The sequence below is a fragment of the Mesorhizobium sp. B1-1-7 genome (genome assembly GCF_006442705.1).
GTDB lineage: Bacteria > Pseudomonadota > Alphaproteobacteria > Rhizobiales > Rhizobiaceae > Mesorhizobium > Mesorhizobium opportunistum.
Genome location: NZ_VFWQ01000015.1, coordinates 98,809 through 125,307, shown reverse-complemented (window position 1 = coordinate 125,307; position 26,499 = coordinate 98,809). Strand labels below are relative to the sequence as shown.

Sequence of the window (26,499 nt, the reverse complement as noted above, 5' to 3'; positions counted from 1 at the left end):
GTTTTGGCTGCGCTGCACCGATCGCTAATATCGCAGCTGCCGCTCTTCCAGGGGATGGCTCCCGAAGAGCAAAACGAAATCCTCAGAAGCGCTCGGTCATCACGCTATGCCAAGGAGTCCGCGATCTTCGAACAGGAAAGCGAGGCCCATTCGTTTTTCGTGCTGATTTCGGGTCACATACGGGTCGTCCGCACCACGCCGGACGGACAGCAGGTCATCGCCAGATACATCAGCGAAGGCGAGATCTTTGGCGTCGCCGCCGCGCTGGGCCGGACAACCTATCCCGCCAGCTCCGTCGCTGCGGTCGACTGCGTGGTGCTGGCCTGGCCCAACGCGCTCTGGCCGGAGCTGGTGCGACGATTTCCGGCGTTTGGAGCAACCACCTACAAGACCGTCGGTACCAGGCTGCAGGAAACCCAGACGCGGGTGGTCGAGATGTCGACGGAGCAGGTCGAGCAGCGGGTCGCGCATGCGTTGCTGCGTTTGGCAAACCAGACCGGCCGAAAGATCGACATCGGCATCGAAATCGACTTCCCGATTTCCAGGCAGGATATTGCCGAGATGACAGGCACGACGCTGCACACGGTAAGCCGTCTGCTGAGCAAATGGGAAGACATCGGAATAATCGTCAGCGGACGCCAGAAAGTCACGGTCAAGGATGCGCATCGCCTCGTCGTTCTCGCCGAGAGCCGGGCCAAGGGGTGATCCTCACCGTTCTCCTCGAACGACCGATTCCAAGTCTAAAATGAATCGGGTTTCGTCCACCTGATGCTCGCGGCCTGCTTCGGCCACGGTGTGGAAAGCGCCGATCGGACAGCCGACGCAAAGCATTCTGTAGCTCAGCACCACCGGCACCGTTGCCGGCCATTGTCTCATGATCTCGTCCACGACCATGTCGGGTCTGATAGAACCGGACTTCTTCACGGTCGCCTCCGCAGTTGAGAGTGTCGTCATACATCCCCCCAACCCTGCGATCGTTGCGCTTTCGCAAACCTGCCGCCGACGTTGCCGATCCCTGAAAGTGATTCAGATCAAGGACGCCGCGAGCAAGACTTCGATATGCGTGGGGAATTGTCCGAGGAGGCAGCCATGCAAGCCGAAGCGATAATGACCACGCCGGTGATCGCGGTTGACCCGTCTGCGTCAGTCGCCGATGCGGCAGCACTGATGCTCGCCAACAAGATCAGCGGTCTTCCCGTCATTCGAAACGATGGTGAACTGATGGGTATTGTCAGCGAGGGCGACTTCCTTCGCCGCCGGGAATTGGGCACGCAGCGCAAGCGGCCACGCTGGCTGGAATTTCTCATCAGCCCGGGAAAAGCTGCCGAAGAATATGTCCTGGCCAACGGACGGCGGATTGAAGAGGTGATGAGCGAAAGTGTCGTCACGGCATCCCCGACAACTTCGCTTGCGACAGTCGTCGAACTGATGACCCGGCACCACGTCAATCGCATTCCTGTCCTTGCCGAGGGAAAGGTGATTGGCATCGTCACGCGCTCAGATCTGGTTCGGGCGTTGGTGGGTGTTTGGTCAAGCTCGACATCGAACACCGCCAGCGACGAGCAGATTCGACAAAACATTGTCGCGGAACTTTCGGCACAGAAGTGGGCTCGAGCCGATACGATCGACGTCGCCGTGGAAAATGGAGCGGTCGAACTGAGCGGCGCCATCTTCGACGAACGCGAACGTCAGTCAGCGATTGTGGCCGCGGAAAACGTCCCCGGTGTCAAAGCGGTGAAGGACAATCTTTTCTGCACCGGACCGACGTCCGTACTTCTTGTTTCATGAGCTCCAGGGTGAACTCGCTCGCGGCTTTCGCCACCCGCGTTCATTTCATTTTGCTGTCCGGACGAGGTGAACGACTATCGGTCGCCAGACACGTGTTGCAACCGAGCGACCAGGTCACTGTTGCGGCAATAGGCTGGCGGCTCGTCAGCTTGGTGATGTTCGTCGAGCCAGGTCGAGCATTCGTCTTGATGACCGCAGGCACGGCAGCGGTTTGCCGCCCGGTTGGTGACAGCCGCGTGATCCGGCACGACCTTCAATTGCCTGTCGACGCCCAGTGTCCGCATCATGCGGCCCATCAACGCCGTCCTGGCGTCAACCGAAATCAGATAGTCGAGAAAGGTCATGTGGTTTGCTCCTGCACATGCCCATCATTGCCCGCAGGCAGCGCCATCACATTGATCTCGGTCAACAAACTGCTTCGTCGGCATCCGGTCCCCCGCTTCCGATCTCCGAGCCAGCAATTGTGATCACGGTCAAAGGCTCTCTTGAAGGATCGGTTCGATCCGGACTGTGATTTCGTGCCCTGCGGTTGTAAGCCAGGCTATTGGCTCAGTACGACATGAGCCGATTGATGCCGCTCTCCCGAAGCAGTGTTCGGGTGATGCCGCCGAACGCCCATTCCTGCAATCGGCTGTGACCATAGGTGCCAGAGACGATCAGATCAGCGCGGATCGAGCGCGCGAACGCCAAGAGCCGTTCTGCTTTGGCCTCGCCCGTAAGTATTTCCGTCCTCGCCATGATGCCGTGGTGCTCGAGATAGACCGCCACGTCCGCCAGGCTGTTGCGGACACTGTCATCGGCATCGTCCTCTATCGTGGCGACGACCACCTCATTGGCCTTCGACAGAAAGGGCAATGCATCAGCGATCGCCCGGCGCGCCTCCCTGGCATCCTTCCAAGCGACGAGGACGGTCTTTGCCAAGACATGCTCGACATTGTCGGCTGCGACAAAGACGGGCCGCCCGCTGCCAAGTGCCAGACTACCGACATCGACGGCGCGGAAGACATTACCGCCTTCACCACCGCCGGTCACGATCAGGTCAACCGCGCGTGCGGCAGTGCTAAGCAGGCGGGTCGGACTACAGACCTGCTGCATCCATTCGCTGCTGACGGCGGACGGAACCAGCCGCTCGAATTCGCCGCGCAGTTCCGCGAGGCGTTTTTCGATTTCCGTCCGCTGGATCTGCATGACCTCACCTTCGTAGACCAAACCCTCGCCGGTTCTGACTAGTGGCGGGACATCCGCGGCGGCCAGGCCAATCAGATGAGCGTCAAAGCGCTCGGCAAGACCCGCAGCGAGCTTCACAATGGGCGCCGGATCCGCGTCTACTGCGAGATTGACGACTATCGACCTGTAGGACATGAAAACTCCTCGCGCTGAAGACGGCGGAATGCCTTGCGAAATTGCACGCTTCGGCCTCCGACACCTTGATGCGGGTCAAAGGACGGCGTCTTGATTGTCGCGGGCGCGATTCTACTCGTTCCAGAGCGGTATGCCTGAGAAGGGATGAGTGCTACATCAGCCGGCGTTGCCGGTTCTCAAATCCAAGGGCTGCATGTGAGCAAGAAGGCGCCAGTCCCATCTGGCCGCGAAACCGCGGCGGCAGTGCTTTCCGATGGTAAGCGCGAGGAACAGCGCGGCGCCGCGGAACATGAGCTTCTTGCCCTGATGTTTGAGCAAGCTCCCGGGTTCATGACCTTGCTGAGCGAGCCCGGCCATGTTTTCCAATTGACCAACGCCGCCTATCAACGCTTGATCGGTCAGCGGCAGGTCATCGGAAAGCCGGTGCGGGAGGCCTTGCCCGAGCTTGAGGGTCAGCGCTTCTTCGAACTGCTCGACCAGGTAAGCGAGACTGGCGAGCCTTATGTCGGGCGCGGTGTCAAAGTCGTCCTTCGCAATCCCAAAGAGGGAATCACAGAGCAACGCATCCTCGACTTCGTCTACCAGCCCATCAAGGCTGATGATGGGCGCATCACCGCGATCTTTGTCCAGGGCACGGATGTCAGTGACCTTTCCTTCGCCAACGCCGCCCTCCAGCTGCGCGAGGACCATCTGCGGTCAATTCTGGCGACGGTTCCCGATGCCATGGTCGTCATCGACGAGCAGGCTCGCATTCAATCCTTCAGTGCGGCCGCCGAAGCTTTGTTCGGCTACAAATCCAGTGAAGTCATTGGTGCGAATGTCAGCATGCTCATGCCATCACCCTATCGGGAGGAGCACGACGGGTACCTGCAGCGCTATCTGACCACGGGAGAGCGCCGGATTATCGGTCTGGGCCGAACGGTGACCGGGATGCGCAAGGATGGATCGACATTTCCGATGGAGCTCGCTGTCGGCGAAATGCATCCGGGAACCGGCCGGTTCTTTACCGGCTTCTGCCGCGATCTCACCGAACGACACAAATCGGAAGCCAGGATCCTGGAGCAGCAGCAGGAACTGCTTCATATGGCCCGCTTCACTGCGCTTGGCGAGATGGCTTCGACGTTGGCGCATGAGATCAACCAGCCACTGACGGCCATCACCAACTATCTCAAAGGCAGCCGCCGGCTTCTCGAAAAGAGCAAGGACGACAACGCCGAGATGTTGCGTGAAGCCGTTGAAAGGGCAGCGGAGCAGGCCTTGCGGGCTGGAGACGTCATTCGGCATCTTCGGGATTTCGTCGCACGCGGCGAAAGCGAGCGTCAGGTGGAGCGGTTGGCTACGATTATCGAGGAAGCCTCATCGCTTGCTCTGGTGGGCGCCAGGGAAGCTGACGTGCGCGTCAGCTATGAGCTTGACCCGGCGGCTGAACTCGTTTTGACCGACCGTATCCAAATCCAGCAGGTTCTGCTCAACCTGATGCGCAATGCGGTGGAGGCTATGCAGGGAGCGCCGCGCCGTGAGTTGCGGGTGGTTACCAGAACACGAGCGGACGGAATGGCGGAGGTCAGCGTGAAGGATACGGGCCCAGGCTTGGCGCCAGAAATTTCGGCACAACTGTTCCAACCCTTCATCACCACAAAAAAACAGGGCATGGGTGTGGGCCTGTCCATTTGCCGCACTATCGTCGAATCTCACGGCGGTCATATCTGGGCTGAGGCAATGCCAGGCGGAGGAACCGCATTTCGATTCACCCTGCGCATTGTCGAAAAGGACGAGGTCGCTAATGGCAGGCAATGATGTCGTGCACGTGGTCGACGATGACGTCGACGTTCGCAAATCGCTGGGATTTCTTCTTGCAACGGCCGATTTTGCTGTGCGCCTGCACGAGTCGGCCACAGCGTTTTTGGCAACGTCGACGAAGGACATAGACGGCTGCATCCTTACCGATGTGCGCATGCCGGGGATCGACGGTATCGAATTTCTGCGTCAGCTCAGAGCGCGCGGCCGCACTGTCCCTGTGATTGTCATGACGGGTCACGCGGACGTTGCGCTGGCGGTTCAGGCGATGAAGGAGGGAGCTGCCGATTTTATCGAGAAACCGTTCGACGACGAGATCCTTATCGATGCGATCCGCCTGGCTCTGGACAATCGCAGTCATGCGGCGGTTGCGCATCCGCAAGCCTCCGAGATCCGGAAAAGTTTGTCCACGCTTTCGGAACGTGAGCGGCAAGTGCTTGATGGCCTGGTTTTGGGCCTGCCGAACAAGACAATCGCATACGATCTCGGCATAAGCCCGCGAACGGTCGAGATTCATCGCGCGAATGTCATGAGCAAGATGGGCGCGGGCAGCCTGTCGCACCTCGTGCGCATGGCTATGATCGCCGACTCCACGCATTAAGCAGGAAGTGAATTTGTCTGCTTGTGTTCTGGCTTCCAGTGCCGCCAGTGGGTCGGCCGAATGTCAACGCGAGCACCGGTGGCAGCGTCCTTCCAGCCTTCCTTACCTTTTTCACAGGGAAATACGAGCGGGTGCAGGCCGTCATCATCGATGACGGCCAGTTCGAGGCTACGGCCATATGGCGCGCTTGCGATCGGATTCCACATCGCGCCACTGTGAAAGAAGGACTCCTGCAGCGCTTTGATTTGAATCATTTTCGCGGTGGCCAAATGATGGGTTGAGGCCGACTAACCTGGCAGGTGCTCAGACATGCTTTTGCGCTTGGAGTCCGTTCTTCGAACTGAAGGAAGAAAGTCATTTCGCCGAACCGTCGAGCGCGCTAGCAAAAATTGACCTGGCTCAATGCGAGCCCATCTTGCGGCTGCAAAGGTGACGCCAAGAGCTTCGACCAGCTCTCGCGGCCACTCGGCTTTTTCATTCAGGAAGGTTTGACATGAACTATCAGCGGTTCTTCGAGGAAGCGATCGACCAGCTCCATGCCGAGCGTCGTTATCGCGTCTTCGCCGACCTCGAGCGCATCGCGGGCAAGTTTCCACGCGCCATATGGCGTTCCAACGGCCGCGCCGAGGAAATCACCGTCTGGTGCTCCAATGATTATCTCGGCATGGGCCAGCATCCCGACGTCATCGCCGCGTTCCAGAACACGGCCGGCAAGATGGGTTCGGGCGCCGGCGGCACCCGCAACATTTCCGGCACCTCGAACCCGCTGGTCGAGCTCGAGCACGAGCTTGCCGACCTGCACGGCAAGGAAGCAGGCCTGGTCTTCACCTCCGGCTTCGTCTCCAACGAAGCGTCGATCTCGACCATCGCCCGGCTTTTGCCCAACTGCCTGATCATTTCGGACGAGTTGAACCACGCCTCGATGATCGAGGGCGTGCGGCGCTCGGGCGCCGAAAAGAAGATCTTCCGCCATAACGACGTCGCGCATCTGGAAAGCCTGCTGCAGGCGGCGGGCCGCGAACGCGCCAAGCTGATCGTCTTCGAAAGCGTCTATTCGATGGATGGCGACATCGCGCCGATCAAGGAGATCGTCGAACTCGCCGAGCGCCATAATGCCATGACCTATATCGACGAGGTCCATGCGGTCGGCATGTACGGACCGCGCGGCGGCGGCATCACCGAGCGCGAGGGCCTGGCCGACCGCATCGACATCATCGAAGGCACGCTGGCCAAGGCGTTCGGCACGCTGGGCGGCTACATCACCAGCACCAGTGCGGTGATCGACGCGGTGCGCTCCTACGCACCGGGCTTCATCTTCACCACGGCGCTGCCGCCGGCGATCGCCGCCGCGGCCACCACCTCGATCCGCCATCTCAAGCGCTCGCAGGCCGAGCGCGACGCCCAGCAGCAGCAGGCGAGCCGGACCAAGCAGATCCTGTCGGCCGCCGGCCTGCCGGTGATGGAATCGCCGACCCATATCGTGCCGCTGCTGGTCGGTGACCCCGAACTGTGCAAGATGGCGAGCGACCGCCTGCTTGGCGTGCACGGCATCTATATCCAGCCGATCAACTACCCGACCGTGCCGCGCGGCACCGAGCGGCTGCGCATCACGCCGACGCCCTTCCATTCCGATGAGTTGATCGCGGGACTGCAGGATGCGCTGGTCGAGACCTGGGATGCGCTGGGCATTCCCTATGGTTCCGCCGGCCGGCCTTCTGTCGCCAAGAGCGACCGGATCGTTCCGCTGCTCGCGCCCAAGTCAGGCGGCTGAAGCCGCAAAGAGAAAACATTGATCAGGCGCAAGGCGCCGATCTCGGCGTCGCTCCAGGATGACGACAAACCTCCAAGGAGCAGACCATGAGCCACATGTCCCAGACGTCTTTTGGCGATTTGAACCACGCCGCCCAGCAGGCTCAACAGTGGGTAAAGGAGCTTGCCAGGGATCTCCGCTGGAGCGAACCAAGTGCTTGCCGACTGTTGCGATGCGTTCTGCACACGCTGCGGGACTGGCTGTCCGAAGCGGAAATGGCTGATCTTTCAGCACAGTTGCCTGTCTTGGTTCGCGGCATGTACTTCGAAGGCTGGAAGCCATCGGCCGCAGTCCATGGTCGTAAGAAGCGCGACTTTGTTCTCAGTGTCCGCAACAACTTCGGATATGATGAAGATGTGGATTTCGATGTAGCGGTCAACGCGGTTTTCATGCTGCTCGATCGACATATATCGCACGGCGAGATCGTGCAGGTAAGGGCATCCATGAAGAAGTCGCTTCGTCAGCTGTGGCCAGCGGACTGACCAATTCCGCGACCGCCGGGCCGTAAGAGACCGGCCGGCACATCGCTGGCTCTGATGCAAAAGCAGACAAGAACAGGAGATCGCATCGATGCTGATCCGCACACTTTCCGTCCTGGAATGTACCAGATTGTTGGGCGCCAACCGCGTGGCCCGTCTTGCATGCGCGAAGGACGGTCAGCCCTATGTCGTTCCCCTCCATTACGCTTATTCGGATGCTCATCTTTACGCGTTCTCCATGCCGGGCAAGAAAATCGAATGGATGCGAGCCAATCCACTGGTGTCTGTTCAGATTGACGAACACGGCGAAGGGCGAGGCTGGAGGAGCATTGTCGCCGATGGTCGTTACGAGGAATTGCCCGACCGGATTGGGCACAAGGTGCAGCGCGATCATGCCTGGGCGCTGCTGAGCAAGCACGCCGATTGGTGGGAGCCTGGCGCTCTCAAACCTGAGAAGTCCGAGGTTGCGACCGACCTTCCACACGTCTTCTTCCGCATTTTGGTCGCCACGGTTTCGGGGCGCGAGGCCATGGACAGCTAGTGTGCTGGGGCGTTGTCCATCGAGCGCAACGGCACACTATCAGGCCGCACGCGTCCAATGGCCCTGACATCCCGGCGAATACCTAAGTAGTTTTCCTTAGGGACATAACCGAATTTCGGCGGGCCCGGAATCGCGCGATTGCTGTCGTCGCGGATCAATCGGGAACACAGCCATGTACGCACAACAAATCGCCAAGATTGAATTGCCATCGCAGCCGAGCCCGTTCTCGCTTCTCGATGGGGCCATGGCACAGCCGGTCAGCTTCTTCCCCGCCGGCACAGAGATCTACGCCCAAGGCGAAAAGGCCGGGCCTCTTTACCAGGTCGAATTCGGCGCCGTTCGTGTATACCGGCTGCTGGCTGACGGCCGCCGGCAGATCAGCGCCTTTCATTTGGCCGGAGAAACCTTCGGCTTCGAGGCCGATGCCACACACCATTTCTTCGCCGAGGCAATCGGTGCGACCGGCATTCGCGTCTTCCGGATCGCCTCAACAGCAGATATGTCCAGTCAGTTGCTGCCGCTTGCACTCAAGGGTTTGATCAGGGCCCAGGAGCATCTGCTCGTCCTCGGCCGCCAGAATGCCATCGAACGCGTCGCAGCATTCCTGGTCGACATGGCGGAACGTCACGGTGGCCTGCGTCAAATCGAGTTGCCGATGTCGCGACTGGATATCGGCGACTATCTCGGCCTCACCATCGAGACGGTGTCGCGGGTCTTCACCCGCTTGAAGGACAAAAGCGTCATTCGCCTGCTCGGCTTGCGGAGCATCGAAATACTGAAGCAGAACATGCTGCTGGAAATGGGTGGATGACGCGCGAAAACTGCTGGGCAGAACACCAGAACCATCGTGCCACCTCGATTTCGATGGCGAGACCGTCAGCAGCAAACTCACCGGGACCGTTCAGCTATCGAGCGGCAAGTTCGCCGTGCTCGAGCAGGCGCACGAGTTCACCCTCATGCCGTGGCGGCAGGTCATCGACCGCCAGCTCCGCACCGAAGTCAGCGGCATCGTGCAGGGTGGCTCGGTGTCGTAGCAGTTGGGGCGGCAGAGGGGCTCGGTATTTAGCCCGTGGCGCTTGGTCATTCCGGCAACCCGGCGGCCACCATCAGCCGCAAAACCCGTTCGTACGCCTTCAGATAAATCGCACTGCAATTTTTGGTGGGCGGCGGCGCGTTGCGCGCGGTCGAGCCGGGCCACAGTTCCATGGCCGCCACCATGGTGGCCCTGGCGTCGTCGGCTCGGCCCAATTGCTGATAGGCCGCCGCCAGAGCCATATGCGTGCGTCCGGTGCCCGGCGTGATGGCGATCGATCGTTGCAGCCAGGGCAAGGCTTCTTCCGCGCGACCCATCAAAAGGTACGTCCAGCCTACGCCGAGCGCCCATGTCCAGCGCGCTACGCGGGGCGTATCGAACCCATCCGCCTGCTTGAACGAGGCCAGCGCGTCGTCGAAGCGGCCCAGGAAAACCTGGGACAGTCCGACGAGGTATAGCGCGATCCCGTCCCATGGATCATGGGCGAGCGCCTTGCCGCATGCCACCAGGCTTTCGACGAACTGATTGGTCGCCGACAGAAACCGGCACTGCGTTTCCAGCACCGGGATGTAATCGGGCCGTGCGCGCAACGCGCGTGCCATGATTGCGCCGACGCTATTCTCGACCGTCTCGCGCTCGGCGGCGGGGAACCAGGCCATCTGAACCCCGCGCAGTTGAAACGCCGCCAGCGCAACCTGCAGGTCGACGTTGTCGGGATCGTCGGCAAGAGCTTTCTCCAGGATCGCCAGCGCGGCGCGAAAGCGTTCCAGCGTCGTGTGGTTGATTGAGGCCGTCGCCTGTTCGATGGCGACCTTGGCGGTGCCGGTCGGCGAGCCTTCGGCCGCGTGCTCACCTGCTTTCAGCAGCGCGTTGATGCGCAGCGCCAGCGGGTGGCCCATGCCGGCGGTCAGGCGGGTCTGCTGAAGTTGCGCATCGGCGCCGGTCCGATCGATGGACAGCGACGTCGTCCACATGACCGCACTGGTTGCCGGTTCGGTCATGCGCGCGCGCAAATTCCACGTGGTTTCGGTCTTCTCCAGCTCACTGCTGAGGACATAATCGGCGCTCTGTGCGACGCCGGACGGAAGCATCACGCGAATCGTCTCGATCTTCGCCAGCCCGTCGGTCAGGTCGCGGGTGACATCCGCAGCCATCCGGGCAGCCAGCGGATCATCGGTCGCCGCCGCCATGAGCATCACCGAGACGGTCACGGGCGAGCCCGTGAAGAGCCGGGGGCGCCACATCGCCGCCACCAGAGCCGTTACGCCGAGCCCCGCCATCGCAACGAGCGCGGCGCGGCGCGGCATGCCGGAATCGCGCCGGCCCGGCGCTGGTTCGTTCTCCGTTTCGGTTCCGATTGCCGTGTGCGCGGGGCCGGGGGCATCCATTTCCGCCCCACCCGACACCGCGGCTGCGAACAGATAGCCCCGGCCGGACATCAGCTTGATGACCTGCCGCTGCTCGTCACCCAAAGCGGTGCGAAGCTCGCGGATGGACTGGAACAGGCTGTTCTCGCCGACATGGATATCCGGCCAGACGGCCTCCATCAGTTCCTGCTTGCTGAGAACCCGCCCCGGATTGGTGGCGAAGACCTTCAGCAGTTCGAGGCTTCTCAGCCGGATTCTGATGACGGCGCCCTCCGGCCCGCGCAGTTCGGCCCGCTGCCGATCCAATTCAAAGCATATCGGGCGGCATCACCAATCTGGCCGGCAGCATCAACGTCACCGGAGGCACGCTGGCGATCCAGGCGCCGACAACACTGAACGTCGCGCAAAATGTGACCTTCGGCGACAGCACTGCCCTGTCCATCGCCGCCGGCGCGAGCAGCCCCGGGCTTACCGCCGACAGCATCACGATCGGCAACGGCGTCACCTTCAACATCAGCGGCATCACCGATGCGAGCCAGCTCGACATGGTGCTGATCGATACCGCATCCGGCATCAGCGGCGACTTCGCCAGCATCAACGTGGGCGGCTTCGGCGGCACGGTGGACTACCTCACCGTCTCCACCCGCAAATCGGCCGACAATCTGCAATATCTCGCAAGCTATGGCCTGACCTGGAACGCCGGCAACAATCTCGCCAATGGCACCTTCACGCTGACCAACGCTACCGACAGCTTCACGGTCGGGACGGTGCTGGCCGATCAGGCGGCGAACCTTGCGACCGACTGGAGCGGCGCCTCGCTCACCAAGGCCGGCGCCGGCACGCTGACCCTGACCGGAACCAACACCTATACCGGCGGCACCACGATCTCGGGCGGCACGCTGTCGGTGTCGGGCGACGCCAATCTGGGCGCAGCCACGGGCGGCCTGATCTTCGCGGGCGGCACCCTCTCGACCACGGCGAGCTTCGACACCGCGCGCGCGGTGTCGTTGACGCAGGCCGGCCGCTTCGATGTCGCGGCCGGCACCGAACTCGGGCTGATGGGCGTGGTCTCGAGCAGCGGCGACCTGATCAAGCAGGGCAGCGGCACATTGCGGCTCGACAACGGCGCCAATGCCTACGGCAACACGTTTGTCGCGGCAGGCACGCTGATCGGCAATGCCGCCTCGATCTCAGGCAATATCGGCAATGCCGGAACGCTGGTCTTCGACCAGGCAGGCAATGCGAACTTTTCTGGCGACATCGCCGCGCTCAACGGCACAAGCGGCGCGATGATCAAACGCGGCACGGGCGTGCTGACGCTGACCGGCCTGTCGTCGCTCGACTGGGCGATCGAGGCCGGCGGGCTGGCCTCCTCGGCCGAGCGCTTCGGCGGCGATGCGGCCATTGCCTCGGGCGCGTCGTTCACCTTCGACCAGTCCGCCAACGCGACCTATGCCGGCGTGCTGTCGGGCGATGGCGGCTTCAACAAGACTGGCACGGCCTTGCTCAACCTGACAGGCGATTCCTCCGGTTTCACCGGCACAACGACGATTGCCGGCGGGACGCTGGCGGTGAACGGTTCGCTCGGCGGCATGCTGGATGTCCTCTCGGCTGGTCGCCTCCAGGGCACCGGCACGGTAGGTGATACAACCGTCTCCGGCACGGTAGCGCCCGGCAATTCGATCGGAACAATCGATATCGCCGGCAACATCACCTTCAACACCGGCTCGATCTATGAGGTCGAGGTCGATGCGGGAGGGCAATCCGACAGGATCATCGCGACCGGTGCCGCCGCGATCAACGGCGGCACGGTGACGGTGCTGGCGGGGGCGGGCAGCTACGCACCGCAAACCCAGTATACGATCGTGACCGCGAGCGGCGGGAGAACCGGCACTTTCACCGGGGCGACTTCGGACCTGGCCTTCCTCGATCCCTCGCTCAGCTACGACGCCAACAATGTCTACCTGACGATGGCTCGCAACAATATCGACTTCGCGGGCGTCGGCCTGACTGCGAACCAGAGGGCCACCGGCGGCGGCGTCGAGAGCCTCGGCTGGGGCAACCCGCTCTATGGCGCGGTCGTGAACCTGTCGGCTCCGCAGGCGCGATATGCCTTCGACCAGCTCTCGGGGGAGATCCATGGCTCGGCCAGGACCGCGCTGATCGAGGACAGCCGCTTCATCCGCAACGCCGTCAACGACCGTATCCGCGCGGCCTTCGATGCCGCCGGCGCATCGGGCACGGTCTCGACCTATGACGGCGGAAAGCCTGTGACGGTCAAGGCGAACACCGACCGTTTCGCGGTCTGGGGCCAGGGCTTCGGCTCGTGGGGCCATACGAGTAGTGACGGCAACGCCGCCCATCTGAACCGCAAGATCGGCGGCTTCTTCTTCGGCGCCGATGCGCCGGTGTTCGACACCTGGCGCTTCGGCGCGGTTGCCGGCTACAGCCAGACCTCCTTCGACGTGAAGGATCGCCACTCCTCAGGTTCGAGCGACAACTACTATGTCGGACTCTACGGTGGCACCGCCTGGGGTGATGTCGCGTTCCGAACGGGTGCTGCCTACACCTGGCATGACGTTTCGACCAGCCGGAGCGTGACGTTCCCCGGCTTCGGCGACAGTCTAAAGGGCGACTACAACGCCGCGACGGCGCAGATGTTCGGCGAACTCGCCTATGGCTTCAGGGCGGGCGGCGCCCGGTTCGAGCCCTTTGCCAACCTTGCCTACGTGAACCTCCGCACCGATGGTTTCACCGAGCAGGGCGGCGCAGCGGCGCTGACCGGCGCCTCGGCCAACACCGACTCGACCTTCGCGACACTCGGCCTTCGAGCATCGACGACCTTCGACATCGGCGGGACCACGCTCACCGCCAAGGGCATGGCCGGCTGGCGCCATGCCTTCGGGGACATGGCGCCGACCTCGACCATGCGCTTTGCTGGCGGCGGCAATGCCTTCAACATCGGCGGGATCCCGATCGCCCGGGATGCCGCGGTGATCGAAGCCGGTCTCGATTATGCGATCACGCCCAATGCCACCCTCGGCGTTTCCTATGGCGGCCAGTTCGGCTCGGGAATCTCCGATCAGTCGGCGCGCTTCAACTTCAACGTCAAATTCTGATGGGGAGCGGCGTGAACGAAAAGAGACGGAGCCGATCCGGCTCATCGGCGTCTGCCGCTATTGCATCCGCAAAAACGCCGCCGGATCATTGCCGACGCGTGGAAAGGAGCAGCGTCCGGCAGCGCTCTGGTGCACCCGCTCATTTGTTGCAGTTCTGCATATCCGATGTCGTCGTGCCGGAGGCGGTGTTGTTGTCGGTGTCGTTGCCCGCGGCATCCTTACAGCGGTCGGTCATGCCGTTCGATTGGGTTGTGGAATTTGTGGTGCTGGGATCGGAAGGGTTCACGGGCGTGCCAGAGCCGGTGGTTCCGCCGCTGGTTCCGGACGCGGCGCCGGTACCGTTGTTCGAGCCGGTACCGCTGTTGGTACCGGATCCATTTGATTGTGCCATGGCCGATGTGGCCAACGCCAGGGTCAGCACTGATGCAGAAAGAAGTTTGGCAAACATAGCGAACATCCTTTTTGATGAGGTTGCATTGCAGTTACCAAACCAGCGGTCTCAACATATGTTCCGTCGATCGTTGAGTTGTTAATCATGGCCTTTGAAACTCCTCCGGCAGTCGCTCGGCGCCGGCTTACGCAACCTGGAGCTGTTTCGGATTGGAGGACGAGTGGATGTTCGACAGTCCCGTTTTCGTCATCAACGGGAATTACGCAGGATCGAAGGACGGCAGCCAAGTCACGATGAGGATTATGCCCAAGGGCCGAACACGAAGAGAGCGAGCAGAACTATAAAGATCACGGCCACAGCCGCGACCGCCCACATCATTAACCTCCTGGTACCTTGTTGCTCCTTCTCTCGCGAAAGATTTTCTGCCACTGCACGATTCCTTGCTACGAATTCCGCCTAAGATACGCCTCGGGCTTGTGCCCGACGCGGTGTCAATCAACGTCCAGCAGCCCGTGTCGCCGTCTTTCGACCCGTGCTTTCTTTGCCGTGGCCAGCGGATTGTGGCCTGTCGGGGTGTTCGAGGCCGCATCCTTTGAGTGAGCCGCAACAGCTGGGCCAGCCCCCGTCTGTGTGAGCATGTCACCGGAGGCTTGAGGCGACCGCGTCCTTCCGAGGAATTCAACAACACGTCTAAACAGGTCCATGTCAGTTCTGCCTGGCAACGGTGAATGCCGGAGTCTGTGGCGCGCGGGCATTCGCTTCTTCGTCCGCCATGCCGAATGTCGCGACCTGCACCAGCACGGCTTTGGCGGCATTTATGATTTCGTCGTCTGTCCGGTTCCTGTCGCCGGCGGCAAGCGTCACTCTGACGGACTCGCCGCCTTCTCCATGGAATTCGACCCAGTCGGCTCCTGCTTGGTGGAGCACCCGAGTATCAATGAGTTCCATCACTCGCCTCCTTTGATAGGAGAATTTCGATGTCGGTATATTGTTCCACCTGGAGCGCCACAAAGGGGCGGCGACCGCCGGCGCACAGGGCCTGACGCCTACCAACCTTGTCGGCTGTACCAATCATCGACATCGCGCCGCACACGATCCTTCTCGATGCCGTATCGCTCCTGGATCTTGCCTTCGAGCTGATCGCGTTTGCCGGCGATGCGGTCAAGGTCATCGTCGGTGAGTTTACCCCACTGCTGCTTGACCTCGCCTTTCACCTGTTTCCAGTTTCCTTCCACGCGGTTCCAGTCCATGACACCGGTCTCCCTGTTTTCGAAGGTCCGGAATAGGAAACGCAATCCAGGCAAGTATGTTCCTGGAACAGCCAGCGCCCTGCCCGACGCCAGATCGGTTGACACAAAGTCATATCGCCCTTTGCGGTCAGAAAGCATTCTTGCCATGGAAAACTCCTCCACCGCGCCTAATGGAAACGAAGGGGCTTGTTCCGGCTGAATGGAAGAATTGCCATGGGGAACGGGGGTAACGATGGGAAACCGCAGCTTGGCCTATGAGAGGCCAGCACTGCGGTCGTCATGGTATGTGGGAGGTCCGTCAAGCGGTCCATCAGAGCCAATCTCTGCGTCCCGATTGTCGCTGATTGTCCCTGGAGGGATCTATTTTTGCTTTCAGCGTGTTACGTCGCACACTGACGTATTTTCGGCGGCGTTTGAGTGGGTCTGAATCATTCCTACTCGATTGTTTAAAATCCAGTTATATAATTGATCTATCTAGATTTTTTCTTTTCTTCGGCGCCGAAAGCCGGCCCACGGGCCGTCAACATCTTACGGTGTTGATTTTAAAGCTTGCCGCTCCGCTAGCAGGGGAAAAGTACCGTCATGCCTGTCACGACGCTATCTAGTTTAGGCACGCCGATCGGAGATCGCCAGTGGGCTGGATTTTGCTCTGGTGGCTAGAGCAGGCCAGGGCTGCCTCGCCGCTGCCCTGGCGCCGTTTCAGCCGACAGCCTGGGCGATGGCCCGCTCGATAGCGCGATCGAGGCCTTCGGCAATTGCCGTCACCGCAGGATCGCCGAACTGGCCAAAGAGTGAGGAGGGCTTGTCGTACTCGAAGACGGCGCGGCCCTCGGCATCTTCGTAGAGTACGACTTCGTAGAGTACGACGCGAAACGGCGCATATTGCGCGGCCGCGAGTTGATGCCTGGTCATCTTCGACGCCGTATTCGGATTGCCGATGTCGTACTGGAGCGCTTTGCGCGTTAATCCGGCGATTTGCAGCACATCCCCATGATTCGGCTTTGGAAAATCGAGAGCTCGGGGAGTGCTTCGAGGGCCGCGCGCGCACGATCGATATCACCGGCGTGCAGCAGCGCCTGTCCGGTGTCGTCGAGCTGCGGCAAAGCCGCTTGAAACGCATCGCGCACTTGGTCGAATGGTCGGTTCACCACGACCTTCAGATGTTTCACAGGTATCGTAACTTCGGTGCTGAGGTTTTCGGTCATTGTAGACTCCACTTTCACATTGTTTTGAAGCTTGCTCGACATGTGCCGAGCCAGATCGTTTCTCCCGAGCGGCCTCGCCGATCAATGGAAGGCGAACCCGCGATCATCGCCTGGGCGGAGATGTCTCTCGCACCGCCCGGTTATCCGGGTTGTCCTGCCGCTTCCAGAATGAGCTGGGCGATGTCGCCCGGATGAGAGATCAGTGAAAGGTGGCTTGCTTTCACTTCGATGGTCTTGGCGCCCATGCGCTTGGCCATGAAGCGTTCGAGATCGGGGTTGATCGTTCGATCTTCCGTCGAAACGGCATAGAAACTCGGCTTCGACCGCCAGGCCGCGTGCGAGGTCTTTCCCGTCAGCAGGGCCTTCTGGAACGGCTCCTGGACAGCATAGAGGATCCTGGCCTTTTCCTTCGGCAGATCGCCCGCGAAATCACGCAGGAACGCCGCTTCGCTGAGGCGACCCTCATCACCATCATAAACGATCCCTGCGGATGCCGGAGGCGTCGGAAAAGTCTTTGCCAGAGCCGTATAGTCCTCACCTGTGTCCGGCGCCCGCGCCGCCACATAGACAAGCGCCGAGACGTTGGGATGAACGCCAGCCTCCGTGACGATCATTCCGGAGAAAGAATGCCCAACGCGCACGGTCGGGCCGTCCTGCCGATCCAGCACGCGCTGCGCTGATGCGACTGCTTCAGGCAGCGTCGTCAGGGGATTTTGCACGGCAGTGGCATTGAGCCAGCCCCCTGTAAACGCGCGATCACCTCGGACCAGCATGAGCCATCGGCGAACAGTCCATGCAGGAGAACGACGTTGCGTGCTTTCGTCGGAACGGGGATTGCGGCGAGGCCGCGGGTGGCTACCAGCGAGGCGGCAGCGCCGGCAACCAGGGTGGCGGAGAAGGTTCGCCTGTTCATCATCGCCGGTCACTCCTTCACGGCAGGCGTCGGTGGGACCGGCAGGATCACTTCGGAGGCGATCCTCCAATCCGTTCCGACCTTTATCCAGTTCATGATCATCAGAAACGGCTTCGGCGTGCCGTCCTGACCCGCATATGAAACCGTAATGGTTATCGGCGCATAGGATTCCGCAACGTCTTGCGTCAGGCCAACGACCTTGAGTCTTGAAAAATCTGGCTGAAGCACGACCGGCCCGGATGCGGCGATAGCGCGGAGTTTTTGATCGATTGCCTCGTTGCCCCAAAAGCCTGCCCAGTTCCCTTCTGACGATGGATTTGCGCTCTTTGCGACAATAAGGGCCGACGGCGATTGCCAGAACATTCCGTGCAAGGCCGCGACATCATGCCGATTGGCTAACTCCATGACCTTGGCGAACTGTGACCCGATGACCGCCAGGGTCGATGGGTCGAGAGGATCTTTATAATCGGCCGGTGCGGCGGAGACAGATTCACTGGCGAGGGCTATCAGACCGACAGCGGCTAAGAGCGTCTTGCGCATTTCAGTAATCCCTTGTGTGATTCACAGTCAGTTCGCTGATGGAGCGTACCTACGGCGATCGCCGGCAAGGTTCGCTCGCTACGGCGAACGTCTCTACTGGCCGTCGAAAGGAAAGGAGGGTCGCGGCCTCCCGGCTTTCATCGCATCCACGGCCGAGACGATGCCGCCGGTCGCGTCTCGCGAGTCGAAAACAGGCATTGCTATGTCGAACATGATTTCGTCGGCCGCGGCGACCCCGCCATTCGCCCAGGCGCGCAGCAACACCTTGTGCGCCGCGTAGGCGCGAGTCGGCCCCATCGCGAGCTTTTCCACGAAGGCGCGCGACTCCGCGAGCAGGTCCGCGTCAGGAAAAACTTTGTTGACGACGCCGGCGTGCTCCATGGCTGCGGCGGAGATCTGCTCGGACGTCAGTGCCCATTCCGATGCGCGCGCACGACCCGCCCGTTCGGCAACGCGGTAGATACCACCAAGCAAAGTCACGATGCCTAGCGTCTGCTCAGGATGGCCGAACCGGGCCGAGCTCGACGCGAATATCATGTCGGCGCGCAAGGCGAGCTCAAGCCCGCCTCCGAAGCAAAGTCCCTGCACGGCCGCCACGACGGGCAACGGCAGACGTTCGAACTGGTTGAATACGTCCATGTAGCGCTCGAAGGTCGCCCGGAGCTCCGAGCGGCTGCGCTCCGGCCAGGATAAGATGTCGCCGCCAAAGCTGAAGTCGGGCCCCGCGGCGCACAGCAGTACAGCCCTGGCTTCGCTGCTTGCGATACGCGCCATCGCGGCAGCGAGCTCCTCGACCATCTGGTCTCCGATGCGGTTCTGCGGAGCGTTGTTGAGTGTGATGATTGCGACATGATGGTCGATGGTGCAGGTCAGATGGGTCATAGTGAGCGCCTCATGCTTGCTATCGGTGATGCCACTCACTGCGCCGGGACGGGAACGATGGCCGAGATGCGCCAGCCTTCGGGGGTGCGGATCGCGAACTCATTGACGAGAAACGTGTAGGTCGCCGCCTCCTGGCCAGCCGGACCCGCGGTGACGCGCGTCGGCGCATAGATGTGCGCCGCGTCAGGGCCGAGGGGTATGATCCGGATCGCTTCCTCGTCCGGTTCGAAGCGCCACGTTCCGGTGAAGATGGTACGGAAGTGTTCGATGACCGCCTCGCGCCCCCAGAACCGATAGGCGCGGGCTACGAAGTTCACGGGATCCGGCTGTCCCGGCAGCGCGTGCGCAAGCACAGCGTCGATCACCTCGATATCATGGGCGGTTTCGCCCGCGGCTTGGCGCAAGAACAGGGCGCGAATCTCCTCGACGTCTCCCGCACTGACCGCAGTGGAATACTTGGCATTTGTCATGATCTCACTCGCCTCATTTTCGATTGACATGGATTGCTACGACCGGTGAACGACGCTGGAGCGTCGAAGCGGGTCGCCGAGATGCTCGCAAAACCACTCAGTTGCCGCGCCTTCGGCGAGCGAAAACTGGTCCAGATAAGGGTCGAAATGGCCGCCCGCCATCAAGGCGAGCTGTTTGGGTTCCTGCGCGCGCTCGTAAGCAGCAAGCGCCAGATCTGCCACAGTGATCCGGTCATCGCGTGCGACAATCATCAGCAACGGCGTTGGCGAAACGCGGGCAATCCAATTGCCGGGTTCGTACATGCGCGCTGCCCGTGTCGAGCGGAGAGTGATTTCGTTTTCCCAGAGGTCCGCAGGAAGAGACTGAAGATAAAAATCAATGGCGTCCTGAGACCGGTAAGCGGCGGGTACCGAAGGATCGGCGCTCACGACAGCCTGCCGGCGAGGCGGCTCCCCCCGCAACTGCGCTCGCTCATCGTCGTCGAAGGCATGCTCCAAAGTTGGCAGAGCGTCGGGCGAGATTCGCCGCAATCCCTGCTCATAGCCGCTGATCGTCGGAACTTGCGCAACGACGCAGCGCAGACGTCGATCTGTGGCGCCCAACACAAGAGCGTGTCCGCCAGCGTAGCTCGTGCCCCACAAGCCGATGCGCGTTGGATCGACTTCCGGCCGCGCCTCGAGATAGGAGATTGCGCGACGCCAGTCCGCGACCTGCCGCCAGGGATCGATATCCCCTCGAAGATCTCCCCCACTCGTCCCGAAATTGCGATGGTCGTGGACTAGAACGACAAATCCTGCCGCGGCAAAGGCTTGGGCGAACCGCTCGATGCCGTGCCCCCTGGTCCCGGCAAAGCCGTGGGCCATCGTAATGGCCGGGCGAGCGCCGACGCCTTCGGGCACGAACAGCCAAGCACCGAGGTCGATTCCACCTTCCGCAGGCACCGTCACGTCAATTTTGCGAACCATGTTCGGTCTCCCGACGGCAGCTTTCGTCATCGGCGCAATACTCGCGTTCTCAACCTCGCCGCATGCCTTGGCGCACGGCAGGAACGTCCCTGTTGACATGCGTCGTTTGAACGGCGATAACACCAGATGACCGGTCGTCTGTAATTAGTCAAGAGGGTTTTTCATGAAATCTCATCCAGCCCGTCGAGGCCCGAAGCCGAAGCCTGACACCCGACACAATCTCGTCGCGGCCGGCATCCGGATGATTCACGCTGAAGGATATGCCGCGACTGGCATTCAGAGCATTGTCGAGGGAGCCGGCACGCCCAAAGGATCGTTCTACACCTACTTTGCCAGCAAGGAGGCGTTTGGGGCCGAAGTGATCGATGGATATTCTGAGCGCGGCCAGATCAGGCTGCGCGAGTTCCTATGTAATCCGAAGATCGCGCCACTCGCCCGGTTGGAGGCCTTTTTTGACGACAGGATCGAGAGCTTCAGGGCCTCGAACTATGTCCGTGGCTGCTTGATGGGCAATTTCAGCGCCGAGGCTGCGGATCACAGCTCATTGATACGCGAGCACTTGGCCAAGCACTTCGATGCCTGGAGCCGCGTAATTGAAGATTGTATTTCGGAAGCACAGGACCAGGGAGCGATCGATCGTCAATTCACTGCATCGTCGCTGGCCCGCTTCATATTAAATAGTTGGGAGGGAACTCTATTGCGGATGCGCGCCGAAAAGAGCGACGGTCCTCTATTAGAGTTTAAGGAAGTCGTATTCGGCAAGATACTTGTATAAGCATTCCACACTACTCCCCCTCACTCCCACTCGATTGTCCCGGGCGGCTTCGAGGTGACGTCGTAGACGACGCGGTTGATGCCGCGGACCTCGTTGATGATGCGGGTGGCGGCGGCGCCGAGGAAGGCCATGTCGTAGTGGTAGAAATCGGCTGTCATGCCGTCGACCGACGTGACGGCGCGCAGCGCGCAGACGAACTCGTAGGTGCGGCCGTCGCCCATCACGCCGACGGTCTGCACCGGCAGCAGCACGGCGAAGGCCTGCCAGATGGCGTCGTAGAGGCCGGCCTTGCGGATCTCGTCGAGGTAGATGGCGTCGGCCTCGCGCAGGATCTCCAGCTTTTCCCGCGTGATGCCGCCGGGGCAGCGGATGGCGAGGCCCGGGCCGGGGAACGGGTGGCGGCCGATGAAGCTTTCGGGCAGGCCAAGCTCCTTGCCGAGCGCCCTCACCTCGTCCTTGAACAGTTCGCGCAGCGGCTCGACCAGTTGCATGTTCATCCGCTCGGGCAGGCCGCCGACATTGTGGTGCGACTTGATGGTCACCGACGGGCCGCCGGTGAAGGAGACGCTCTCGATGACGTCGGGGTAGAGCGTGCCTTGCGCCAGGAAATCGGCGCCGCCGAGCTTCTTGGCTTCTTCCTCGAAGACTTCGATGAACAGACGGCCGATGGTCTTGCGCTTCTTTTCCGGATCCACCTCCCCTTCCAGCGCCGAGATGAATTTTTCCGAGGCATCGACCAGGATCAGCGGCAGATTGTAGTGCTGGCGGAACATCGTCACCACGCCCGCTGCCTCGTCCTTGCGCATCAGGCCGTGGTCGACGAGGATGCAGGTGAGCTGGTCGCCGACCGCCTCGTGGATCAAAAGTGCGGCGACGGAGGAGTCCACGCCACCCGACAGGGCGCAGATCACCTTGCCCTTGCCGACCTGCTTGCGGATCGTCTCGACAGCATGTTCGCGATAGGCGCGCATCGTCCAGTCGCCCTCGATGCCGGCGATGTTGTGGACGAAGTTCCTGAGCAGCCTGGCTCCATCAGGCGTGTGGACCACCTCGGGATGGAACATGATGCCGTACATACGGCGCTCGACATTGCCGAAAATGGCAAAGGGCGAGCTCTCGGACTTGCCGAACACCTCGAAGCCCGGCGGCAGGGCGATGACGCGGTCGCCATGGCTCATCCAGACCTGATGGCGCTGGCCGGTCGCCCACAGGCCCTCGAACAGCGGGCTGTCCTTCTCGATCTCGACGAAGGCGCGGCCGAATTCGCGATGGTTGGAGCTTTCAGCGACACCGCCCATCTGTACGCACATGGCCATCTGGCCGTAGCAGATGCCGAGCACCGGGACGCCGGCGTCGAAGACGATCTGCGGCGCACGCGGGCTGCCGATGTCCGACGTCGAGGCCGGCCCGCCCGACAGGATCACGGCTTTGGGATTGATGCGCTTGAACGCCGCTTCGGCCGACTGGAACGGCACGATCTCGGAAAACACACCCGCCTCGCGGATGCGGCGGGCGATGAGCTGGGTAAACTGGCTGCCGAAATCGACAATCAGGACGGTGTCGGGATGATTGGCTGTTTTCATGGCGAGCGTTTAGAGAAAGAAACGAGTCGGCGCAATGGGTTGCGGTGCCTGACTTTCAGACTGGCCTCGGGTCTTCACGGGTCGGCTGGACGCGAAGCAAGCCAGAGCCGATCGCCTGTTCGAGGCGAATGACGGCGTCCGCCAGCTTTTCGTCGATGATGTGCAGATATTCTGTCCAGTCGCCGACGTGCCTGAGATCGGCTGCTCCATCTGAAATACCGCGCAGGCCGATCAGCGGAATATCGAACAGCTGGCAGGCACGCAGGCAAGCGAAGGTCTCCATGTCGACCATGTCAGCCATGATCGTGTCGTAGGCCGCGCCGGTGATGATGGCGCCGCCGGTCGATAGCGTGGCTTCCTTTATCTGCGGAATCCTGAAGGGCAGCGGCACGCTCACCGGCAGGTCGAGGAACGGCGTTGCGCCTTTCTCGAAGCCGAGCGGCGAGGCATCGATGTCGCGATAGCTGACGGAGACGGCCTGGTAGATTTCGGTCTGTTCCAAGGTCCGGCTGCCGGCTGAGCCGAGCGATACGACAAGATCCGGCAAGGCTTTTTCAGACTTCAACCGGGAGAGTTCGGCGCCGAGGCGCACACCTGCCTCGACCGGGCCGACACCGGTCATCAGCGGCGTGAACAGTTTTTGCAGATGCGGACCGTATTCGGCTTGCACCGCCATGACGAACAGGACGTCCTTGCCGCCAATTCGCACAACGTTGGCCATCAGCCTGCAATCCCGTCACGGCCGACCACCGTCATCATGGTCCCGGTCATGGTGGCGATCAGCTTGGCCTCGCCGTCGACGGCGAAGGCATAGGCCTGGCCATCGGCGACGATTATGGTGCGGCCGGGTTTGGTCACCGAACCGCGGAACAGGAATCGTTCGCCCCGGCCCGGCGCCAGCAGGTTGACCTTGAACTCGATGGTCAGCACGCCGGAATTCTCCGGCATCAGCGAGAAGGCGGCATAACCACAGGCCGAGTCCAGCGCTGTCGAAATGACGCCGGCGTGCAGAAAGCCGTGCTGCTGGGTCAATGCAGCCGAATAGGGCATCTCGATCTCGATGATCCCCGGCGTCACCAGCGTCAGTTCGGCGCCGATCGTCGCCATCGCCTGCTGGCGTGCAAAGGACGCCCTGACGCGATCCTCATAGTCTGGAGCCGGTACGATCTTTGCCGCCATCGCCATTGCCTTCACTTTTGCCGGAAAAGCTTATTGCAGAGGCACGGGCGGCAGGCAAACGCTTTTGCTGCAGTGCAGCAATCGGCTTGACCCGCGACAGCGAAACGAACCCGCCACGCTTCGGCGCCATCCGATACGGTTCAGCCGGGCCTGCGCATGGCACAGACATAAAAACCATCGGTGCCGCTCAGCGCGGGCGACAGCGAAATATCGCCACCGGCGCCGATCCGCGCGGCCGCCTCGTGCCCCGGGAAATGGCTGTCCCACAGCGCGCGGTGATCGACCGGGACAAAGCCGCCGTTGCGCCCGCGAAACGCGGCGATCTGTTCGCCATTTTCCTCAGGGAATACCGAGCAGGTGATGTAGACCAGCAGGCCCCCGGGTTTGACATAGATGCTGGCGGCATCGAGGATCGCCGACTGCTCGCCCTTGCGGGCATCGAGCTGTCTTTGCGTCAGCCGCCATTTGGCGTCGGGACGGCGGCGCCAGGTGCCGCTGCCGGTGCACGGTGCGTCGACCAGCACGACGTCCATATGACCCGAGAGCGGCGCAAGCTCGGCAGGCTTGGTGACCACCTGCACATTGCGGTTTTCCGACCGGCGGATGCGGTCGAAGATCGGCGCCAGCCGCGCCTTTTCGGCATCATGGGCAAAGATCTGGCCCGTATTGCCCATCTGAGCCGACAGCGCCAGTGTCTTGCCGCCGGCGCCGGCGCAGAAGTCGAGCACCTGCATGCCGGCCCCGGCACCGGCCAGCATGGCCGCGATTTGCGAGCCTTCGTCCTGGACCTCGAACCAGCCCTTCTGGAAGGCCGGCTCTGCCTGCACGTTCGGATGCCTGCCGTCGCCATCGATGGGCGCAATGCGGATGCCGTTTGGCGCAATGCGGGCAGGCTTGGCGCCGGTATCGGCCAGTTCCGCCAGCACCTTGTTGCGATCGGCCTGCAGCGTGTTGACCCTGATGTCGAGCGGAGGACGTGTCGCCAGCGCGGCGCCCTCCTCGACCCAGCTCGCTCCAAAGGCACGCTCGAAAAGCGGTTCGCACCAGTCGGGTATGTCGGCCCGCACCGCGGACGGCGCGTCGGCAAGCCGGCGTTCGGCGATTGCCTGGAGCTCGTTGGCGCCGAGCAGCGGCGGCGCGAACTTGTCACCATCAAGCGCACCGTTGAGCGATTGCGCCGTCTGGCTCCATTCGAGCAGCAGCGCGCCGAAGCCGATGGCGCGCGGCGTATCCTCGCCGAGCAACCAGCCGGCGGAGCGCTTGTGGCGCAGCGCGTCGTAGACGATGTTGCCGATCGCCGCGCGGTCGCCGCCGCCGGCGAAACGGTGCGAGAGGCCCCAATCCTTCAACGCATCGGCCACCGGCCGGTGACGCCGGCCAATGTCTTCCAGCACTTCGATAGCCGCAGCCAGCCTTCCGCCCAGTCGCATTCGTCATTCCATCAAATCGAGCACAGCATCTCGGCCTGCTCTTAGAGCCTTTCACGTCCGGATTGAACCCCGCTCCGTCTCGCGGCGTGGAGTCATCCCGACTGTTGCCAGCGAAATTGGCCAACCAATAACTCTCCCTGGCAGCCAACAGCAGATCGATCAATAGATGAAAGGTCTCTAATGTTCATATCTGGCGAGTTCAAGCACGGCGCGTGGCGCAACGGCTCTGCTTTCCAAGTTTTTCGGTTGAGAATACTCTTGCCGCCATGATTCGCGGCGCAGAAAACGTTGACCGGCGGATCGTCACGAGGAGAGGGCAATGAAGACTTATCTGGCGGAAGTTCTAGGCACATTTCTGTTGGTGTTCATCGGCACGGCGTCGGTGGTGACGGGCGGCTTCGGCGGCGCGCTGCCGCTCGGCCAGGAAGGCATCGGTCTGGCATTCGGCATCGGCCTCATCGCCGCGGCCTATGCGATCGGTCCCATTTCGGGCGCACATCTCAATCCGGCGGTGACACTCGGTGTCTTCCTTGCCGGACGGCTGCCAGCCAAGGATGTCATCCCCTACTGGATCGCGCAGATCATTGGGGCCATCCTGGCTTCGCTGGCGCTGTGGATCATCGTTTCCGGCCAGGCCGGCGGCCATACCGGCGGCTTCGGCGCCAATGGCTGGGACGAGACGAAATGGGGCATGAGCTCGGCGTTCCTGTGGGAACTGATCGGCACCTTCACCTTCGTCACCGTGATCCTCGGCGTTACCGCTGAAAAGCACTCGACGGCGTTTGCAGGCCTGGTCATCGGCCTGACGCTCGCAGGCATTCACTTCGCCATGATCCCGGTCACCGGCACTTCGGTCAATCCGGCCCGCTCGATCGGTCCGGCGCTGTTCACGGGCGGTGCGGCACTCAGCCAACTCTGGCTGTTCATCGTCGCGCCGCTGATCGGCGGCGCCATCGCCGGCGTCGTCGCCAAGGCGCGTGTCTTCGAGAAGGATTGACCTCGAAAGCTGAAACAAAAA

29 protein-coding genes and 3 pseudogenes are annotated in these 26,499 nt (G+C 61.8%); 12 read left to right on the top strand and 20 right to left on the bottom strand.

The features are described 5' to 3' along the window. Positions 1–3 precede the first annotated feature (3 nt). Positions 4–705, top strand: coding sequence for a Crp/Fnr family transcriptional regulator (locus tag FJ978_RS24750; protein ID WP_140574718.1), 702 nt, complete (start codon positions 4–6; stop codon positions 703–705). 3 nt (positions 706–708) lie between these two features. Here FJ978_RS24750 and FJ978_RS24745 read toward each other — a convergent pair whose 3' ends face one another. Next, positions 709–924: a DUF1858 domain-containing protein gene (locus tag FJ978_RS24745; RefSeq protein ID WP_140574696.1), complete on the bottom strand. Its 216-nt coding sequence runs from the start codon at positions 922–924 to the stop codon at positions 709–711. A gap of 165 nt (positions 925–1,089) precedes the next feature. On the opposite strand from FJ978_RS24745, the gene FJ978_RS24740 reads away from it, so the two are divergent. Then, the gene (locus FJ978_RS24740) at positions 1,090–1,788 is read left to right on the top strand and encodes a CBS domain-containing protein (protein ID WP_140574694.1); all 699 of its coding nucleotides are present in this window, start codon (positions 1,090–1,092) and stop codon (positions 1,786–1,788) included. Between the two features lie 74 nt (positions 1,789–1,862). Here the strand turns inward: FJ978_RS24740 and FJ978_RS24735 are convergent, their stop codons facing one another. Both FJ978_RS24735 and FJ978_RS24730 read right to left on the bottom strand, forming a co-directional pair. Further along, a complete protein-coding gene (locus FJ978_RS24735; RefSeq protein WP_140574692.1) occupies positions 1,863–2,132 on the bottom strand; it encodes a DUF6455 family protein in 270 nt (89 codons plus the stop codon). A gap of 205 nt (positions 2,133–2,337) precedes the next feature. Then, positions 2,338–3,150, bottom strand: coding sequence for a universal stress protein (locus tag FJ978_RS24730; RefSeq protein WP_140574690.1), 813 nt, complete (start codon positions 3,148–3,150; stop codon positions 2,338–2,340). Positions 3,151–3,294: 144 nt separating this feature from the next. Here FJ978_RS24730 and FJ978_RS24725 point away from each other — a divergent pair, with 144 nt between their 5' ends. Further along, positions 3,295–4,947 (top strand): PAS domain S-box protein, encoded by a 1,653-nt coding sequence (locus tag FJ978_RS24725; RefSeq protein WP_013897084.1) that lies wholly within the window; start codon positions 3,295–3,297, stop codon positions 4,945–4,947. Next, a complete protein-coding gene (fixJ, locus tag FJ978_RS24720) occupies positions 4,934–5,548 on the top strand; it encodes a response regulator FixJ (protein WP_013897085.1) in 615 nt (204 codons plus the stop codon). The genes FJ978_RS24725 and fixJ overlap by 14 nt, the downstream gene beginning before the upstream one ends. Here fixJ and FJ978_RS24715 read toward each other — a convergent pair. Continuing rightward, the gene (locus FJ978_RS24715; protein WP_342447416.1) at positions 5,545–5,802 is read right to left on the bottom strand and encodes a hypothetical protein; all 258 of its coding nucleotides are present in this window, start codon (positions 5,800–5,802) and stop codon (positions 5,545–5,547) included. The two genes, fixJ and FJ978_RS24715, sit on opposite strands and share 4 nt — an antisense overlap. A gap of 239 nt (positions 5,803–6,041) precedes the next feature. Between FJ978_RS24715 and hemA the strand changes: the two genes are divergently transcribed. The 5 genes and pseudogenes from hemA to FJ978_RS24690 all read left to right on the top strand — a co-directional run. Further along, positions 6,042–7,319, top strand: coding sequence for a 5-aminolevulinate synthase (gene hemA / locus FJ978_RS24710; protein ID WP_140574688.1), 1,278 nt, complete (start codon positions 6,042–6,044; stop codon positions 7,317–7,319). An 86-nt stretch (positions 7,320–7,405) separates the two neighbouring features. Continuing rightward, positions 7,406–7,840 (top strand): DUF2267 domain-containing protein, encoded by a 435-nt coding sequence (locus tag FJ978_RS24705; RefSeq protein WP_140574686.1) that lies wholly within the window; start codon positions 7,406–7,408, stop codon positions 7,838–7,840. A gap of 88 nt (positions 7,841–7,928) precedes the next feature. Continuing rightward, the gene (locus FJ978_RS24700) at positions 7,929–8,378 is read left to right on the top strand and encodes a pyridoxamine 5'-phosphate oxidase family protein (RefSeq protein ID WP_013897089.1); all 450 of its coding nucleotides are present in this window, start codon (positions 7,929–7,931) and stop codon (positions 8,376–8,378) included. Between the two features lie 172 nt (positions 8,379–8,550). Then, positions 8,551–9,189 (top strand): helix-turn-helix domain-containing protein, encoded by a 639-nt coding sequence (locus tag FJ978_RS24695; protein WP_140574684.1) that lies wholly within the window; start codon positions 8,551–8,553, stop codon positions 9,187–9,189. A gap of 52 nt (positions 9,190–9,241) precedes the next feature. Continuing rightward, positions 9,242–9,412, top strand: a pseudogene (locus tag FJ978_RS24690) (DUF3363 domain-containing protein); the annotation flags it as partial. A gap of 46 nt (positions 9,413–9,458) precedes the next feature. Here the strand turns inward: FJ978_RS24690 and FJ978_RS24685 are convergent. Next, on the bottom strand, positions 9,459–11,084 hold the full coding sequence (locus FJ978_RS24685; RefSeq protein WP_246678197.1) for a winged helix-turn-helix domain-containing protein: 1,626 nt from the start codon (positions 11,082–11,084) through the stop codon (positions 9,459–9,461). Positions 11,085–11,188: 104 nt separating this feature from the next. Here FJ978_RS24685 and FJ978_RS24680 point away from each other — a divergent pair, with 104 nt between their 5' ends. Continuing rightward, a complete protein-coding gene (locus FJ978_RS24680) occupies positions 11,189–13,897 on the top strand; it encodes an autotransporter domain-containing protein (RefSeq protein WP_140574680.1) in 2,709 nt (902 codons plus the stop codon). 139 nt (positions 13,898–14,036) lie between these two features. On the opposite strand, the gene FJ978_RS24675 is transcribed toward FJ978_RS24680, so the two are convergent. The 11 genes and pseudogenes from FJ978_RS24675 to FJ978_RS24630 all read right to left on the bottom strand — a co-directional run bounded on the left by FJ978_RS24675 (position 14,037) and on the right by FJ978_RS24630 (position 20,514). After that, complete coding sequence (locus FJ978_RS24675) at positions 14,037–14,345, bottom strand: hypothetical protein (protein ID WP_013897093.1); 309 nt, start codon at positions 14,343–14,345, stop codon at positions 14,037–14,039. A 648-nt stretch (positions 14,346–14,993) separates the two neighbouring features. Then, a complete protein-coding gene (locus tag FJ978_RS24665; RefSeq protein WP_013897094.1) occupies positions 14,994–15,236 on the bottom strand; it encodes a hypothetical protein in 243 nt (80 codons plus the stop codon). Positions 15,237–15,334: 98 nt separating this feature from the next. Next, the gene (locus FJ978_RS24660; RefSeq protein WP_140574716.1) at positions 15,335–15,538 is read right to left on the bottom strand and encodes a CsbD family protein; all 204 of its coding nucleotides are present in this window, start codon (positions 15,536–15,538) and stop codon (positions 15,335–15,337) included. A gap of 699 nt (positions 15,539–16,237) precedes the next feature. Further along, positions 16,238–16,450, bottom strand: coding sequence for a hypothetical protein (locus FJ978_RS33300; RefSeq protein ID WP_348640329.1), 213 nt, complete (start codon positions 16,448–16,450; stop codon positions 16,238–16,240). Continuing rightward, a pseudogene (locus FJ978_RS33525) lies at positions 16,451–16,522 on the bottom strand (DUF302 domain-containing protein); the annotation flags it as partial. Beyond that, the gene (locus FJ978_RS33295) at positions 16,501–16,743 is read right to left on the bottom strand and encodes a hypothetical protein (RefSeq protein WP_245265014.1); all 243 of its coding nucleotides are present in this window, start codon (positions 16,741–16,743) and stop codon (positions 16,501–16,503) included. The pseudogene FJ978_RS33525 and the gene FJ978_RS33295, both read right to left, overlap by 22 nt. A gap of 140 nt (positions 16,744–16,883) precedes the next feature. After that, a pseudogene (locus FJ978_RS24650) lies at positions 16,884–17,659 on the bottom strand (alpha/beta hydrolase). A gap of 6 nt (positions 17,660–17,665) precedes the next feature. Further along, positions 17,666–18,196 carry a hypothetical protein gene (locus tag FJ978_RS24645; RefSeq protein WP_013897097.1) on the bottom strand — a complete coding sequence of 177 codons (531 nt, stop codon included), beginning with the start codon at positions 18,194–18,196 and terminating at the stop codon, positions 17,666–17,668. A 93-nt stretch (positions 18,197–18,289) separates the two neighbouring features. Continuing rightward, a complete protein-coding gene (locus FJ978_RS24640) occupies positions 18,290–19,078 on the bottom strand; it encodes an enoyl-CoA hydratase/isomerase family protein (protein ID WP_140574678.1) in 789 nt (262 codons plus the stop codon). 35 nt (positions 19,079–19,113) lie between these two features. Continuing rightward, complete coding sequence (locus tag FJ978_RS24635) at positions 19,114–19,548, bottom strand: nuclear transport factor 2 family protein (protein ID WP_140574676.1); 435 nt, start codon at positions 19,546–19,548, stop codon at positions 19,114–19,116. Between the two features lie 36 nt (positions 19,549–19,584). Beyond that, a complete protein-coding gene (locus FJ978_RS24630; RefSeq protein WP_013897100.1) occupies positions 19,585–20,514 on the bottom strand; it encodes an alpha/beta hydrolase in 930 nt (309 codons plus the stop codon). A 163-nt stretch (positions 20,515–20,677) separates the two neighbouring features. Between FJ978_RS24630 and FJ978_RS24625 the strand changes: the two genes are divergently transcribed. After that, a complete protein-coding gene (locus FJ978_RS24625; protein ID WP_140574674.1) occupies positions 20,678–21,289 on the top strand; it encodes a TetR/AcrR family transcriptional regulator in 612 nt (203 codons plus the stop codon). A gap of 20 nt (positions 21,290–21,309) precedes the next feature. Here the strand turns inward: FJ978_RS24625 and guaA are convergent, their stop codons facing one another. From guaA to FJ978_RS24605, 4 genes are all read right to left on the bottom strand, one after another. After that, the gene (gene guaA / locus FJ978_RS24620) at positions 21,310–22,872 is read right to left on the bottom strand and encodes a glutamine-hydrolyzing GMP synthase (RefSeq protein WP_140574672.1); all 1,563 of its coding nucleotides are present in this window, start codon (positions 22,870–22,872) and stop codon (positions 21,310–21,312) included. A gap of 55 nt (positions 22,873–22,927) precedes the next feature. Further along, a complete protein-coding gene (locus tag FJ978_RS24615; protein WP_140574670.1) occupies positions 22,928–23,593 on the bottom strand; it encodes a 5'-methylthioadenosine/S-adenosylhomocysteine nucleosidase in 666 nt (221 codons plus the stop codon). Then, positions 23,593–24,051 (bottom strand): PaaI family thioesterase, encoded by a 459-nt coding sequence (locus FJ978_RS24610; RefSeq protein WP_013893903.1) that lies wholly within the window; start codon positions 24,049–24,051, stop codon positions 23,593–23,595. The genes FJ978_RS24615 and FJ978_RS24610 overlap by 1 nt, the downstream gene beginning before the upstream one ends. 140 nt (positions 24,052–24,191) lie before the next feature. Further along, complete coding sequence (locus FJ978_RS24605) at positions 24,192–25,481, bottom strand: RsmB/NOP family class I SAM-dependent RNA methyltransferase (RefSeq protein WP_140574668.1); 1,290 nt, start codon at positions 25,479–25,481, stop codon at positions 24,192–24,194. A gap of 319 nt (positions 25,482–25,800) precedes the next feature. On the opposite strand from FJ978_RS24605, the gene FJ978_RS24600 reads away from it, so the two are divergent. Beyond that, positions 25,801–26,478: an MIP family channel protein gene (locus FJ978_RS24600; RefSeq protein WP_027042616.1), complete on the top strand. Its 678-nt coding sequence runs from the start codon at positions 25,801–25,803 to the stop codon at positions 26,476–26,478. Positions 26,479–26,499: the final 21 nt, after the last annotated feature.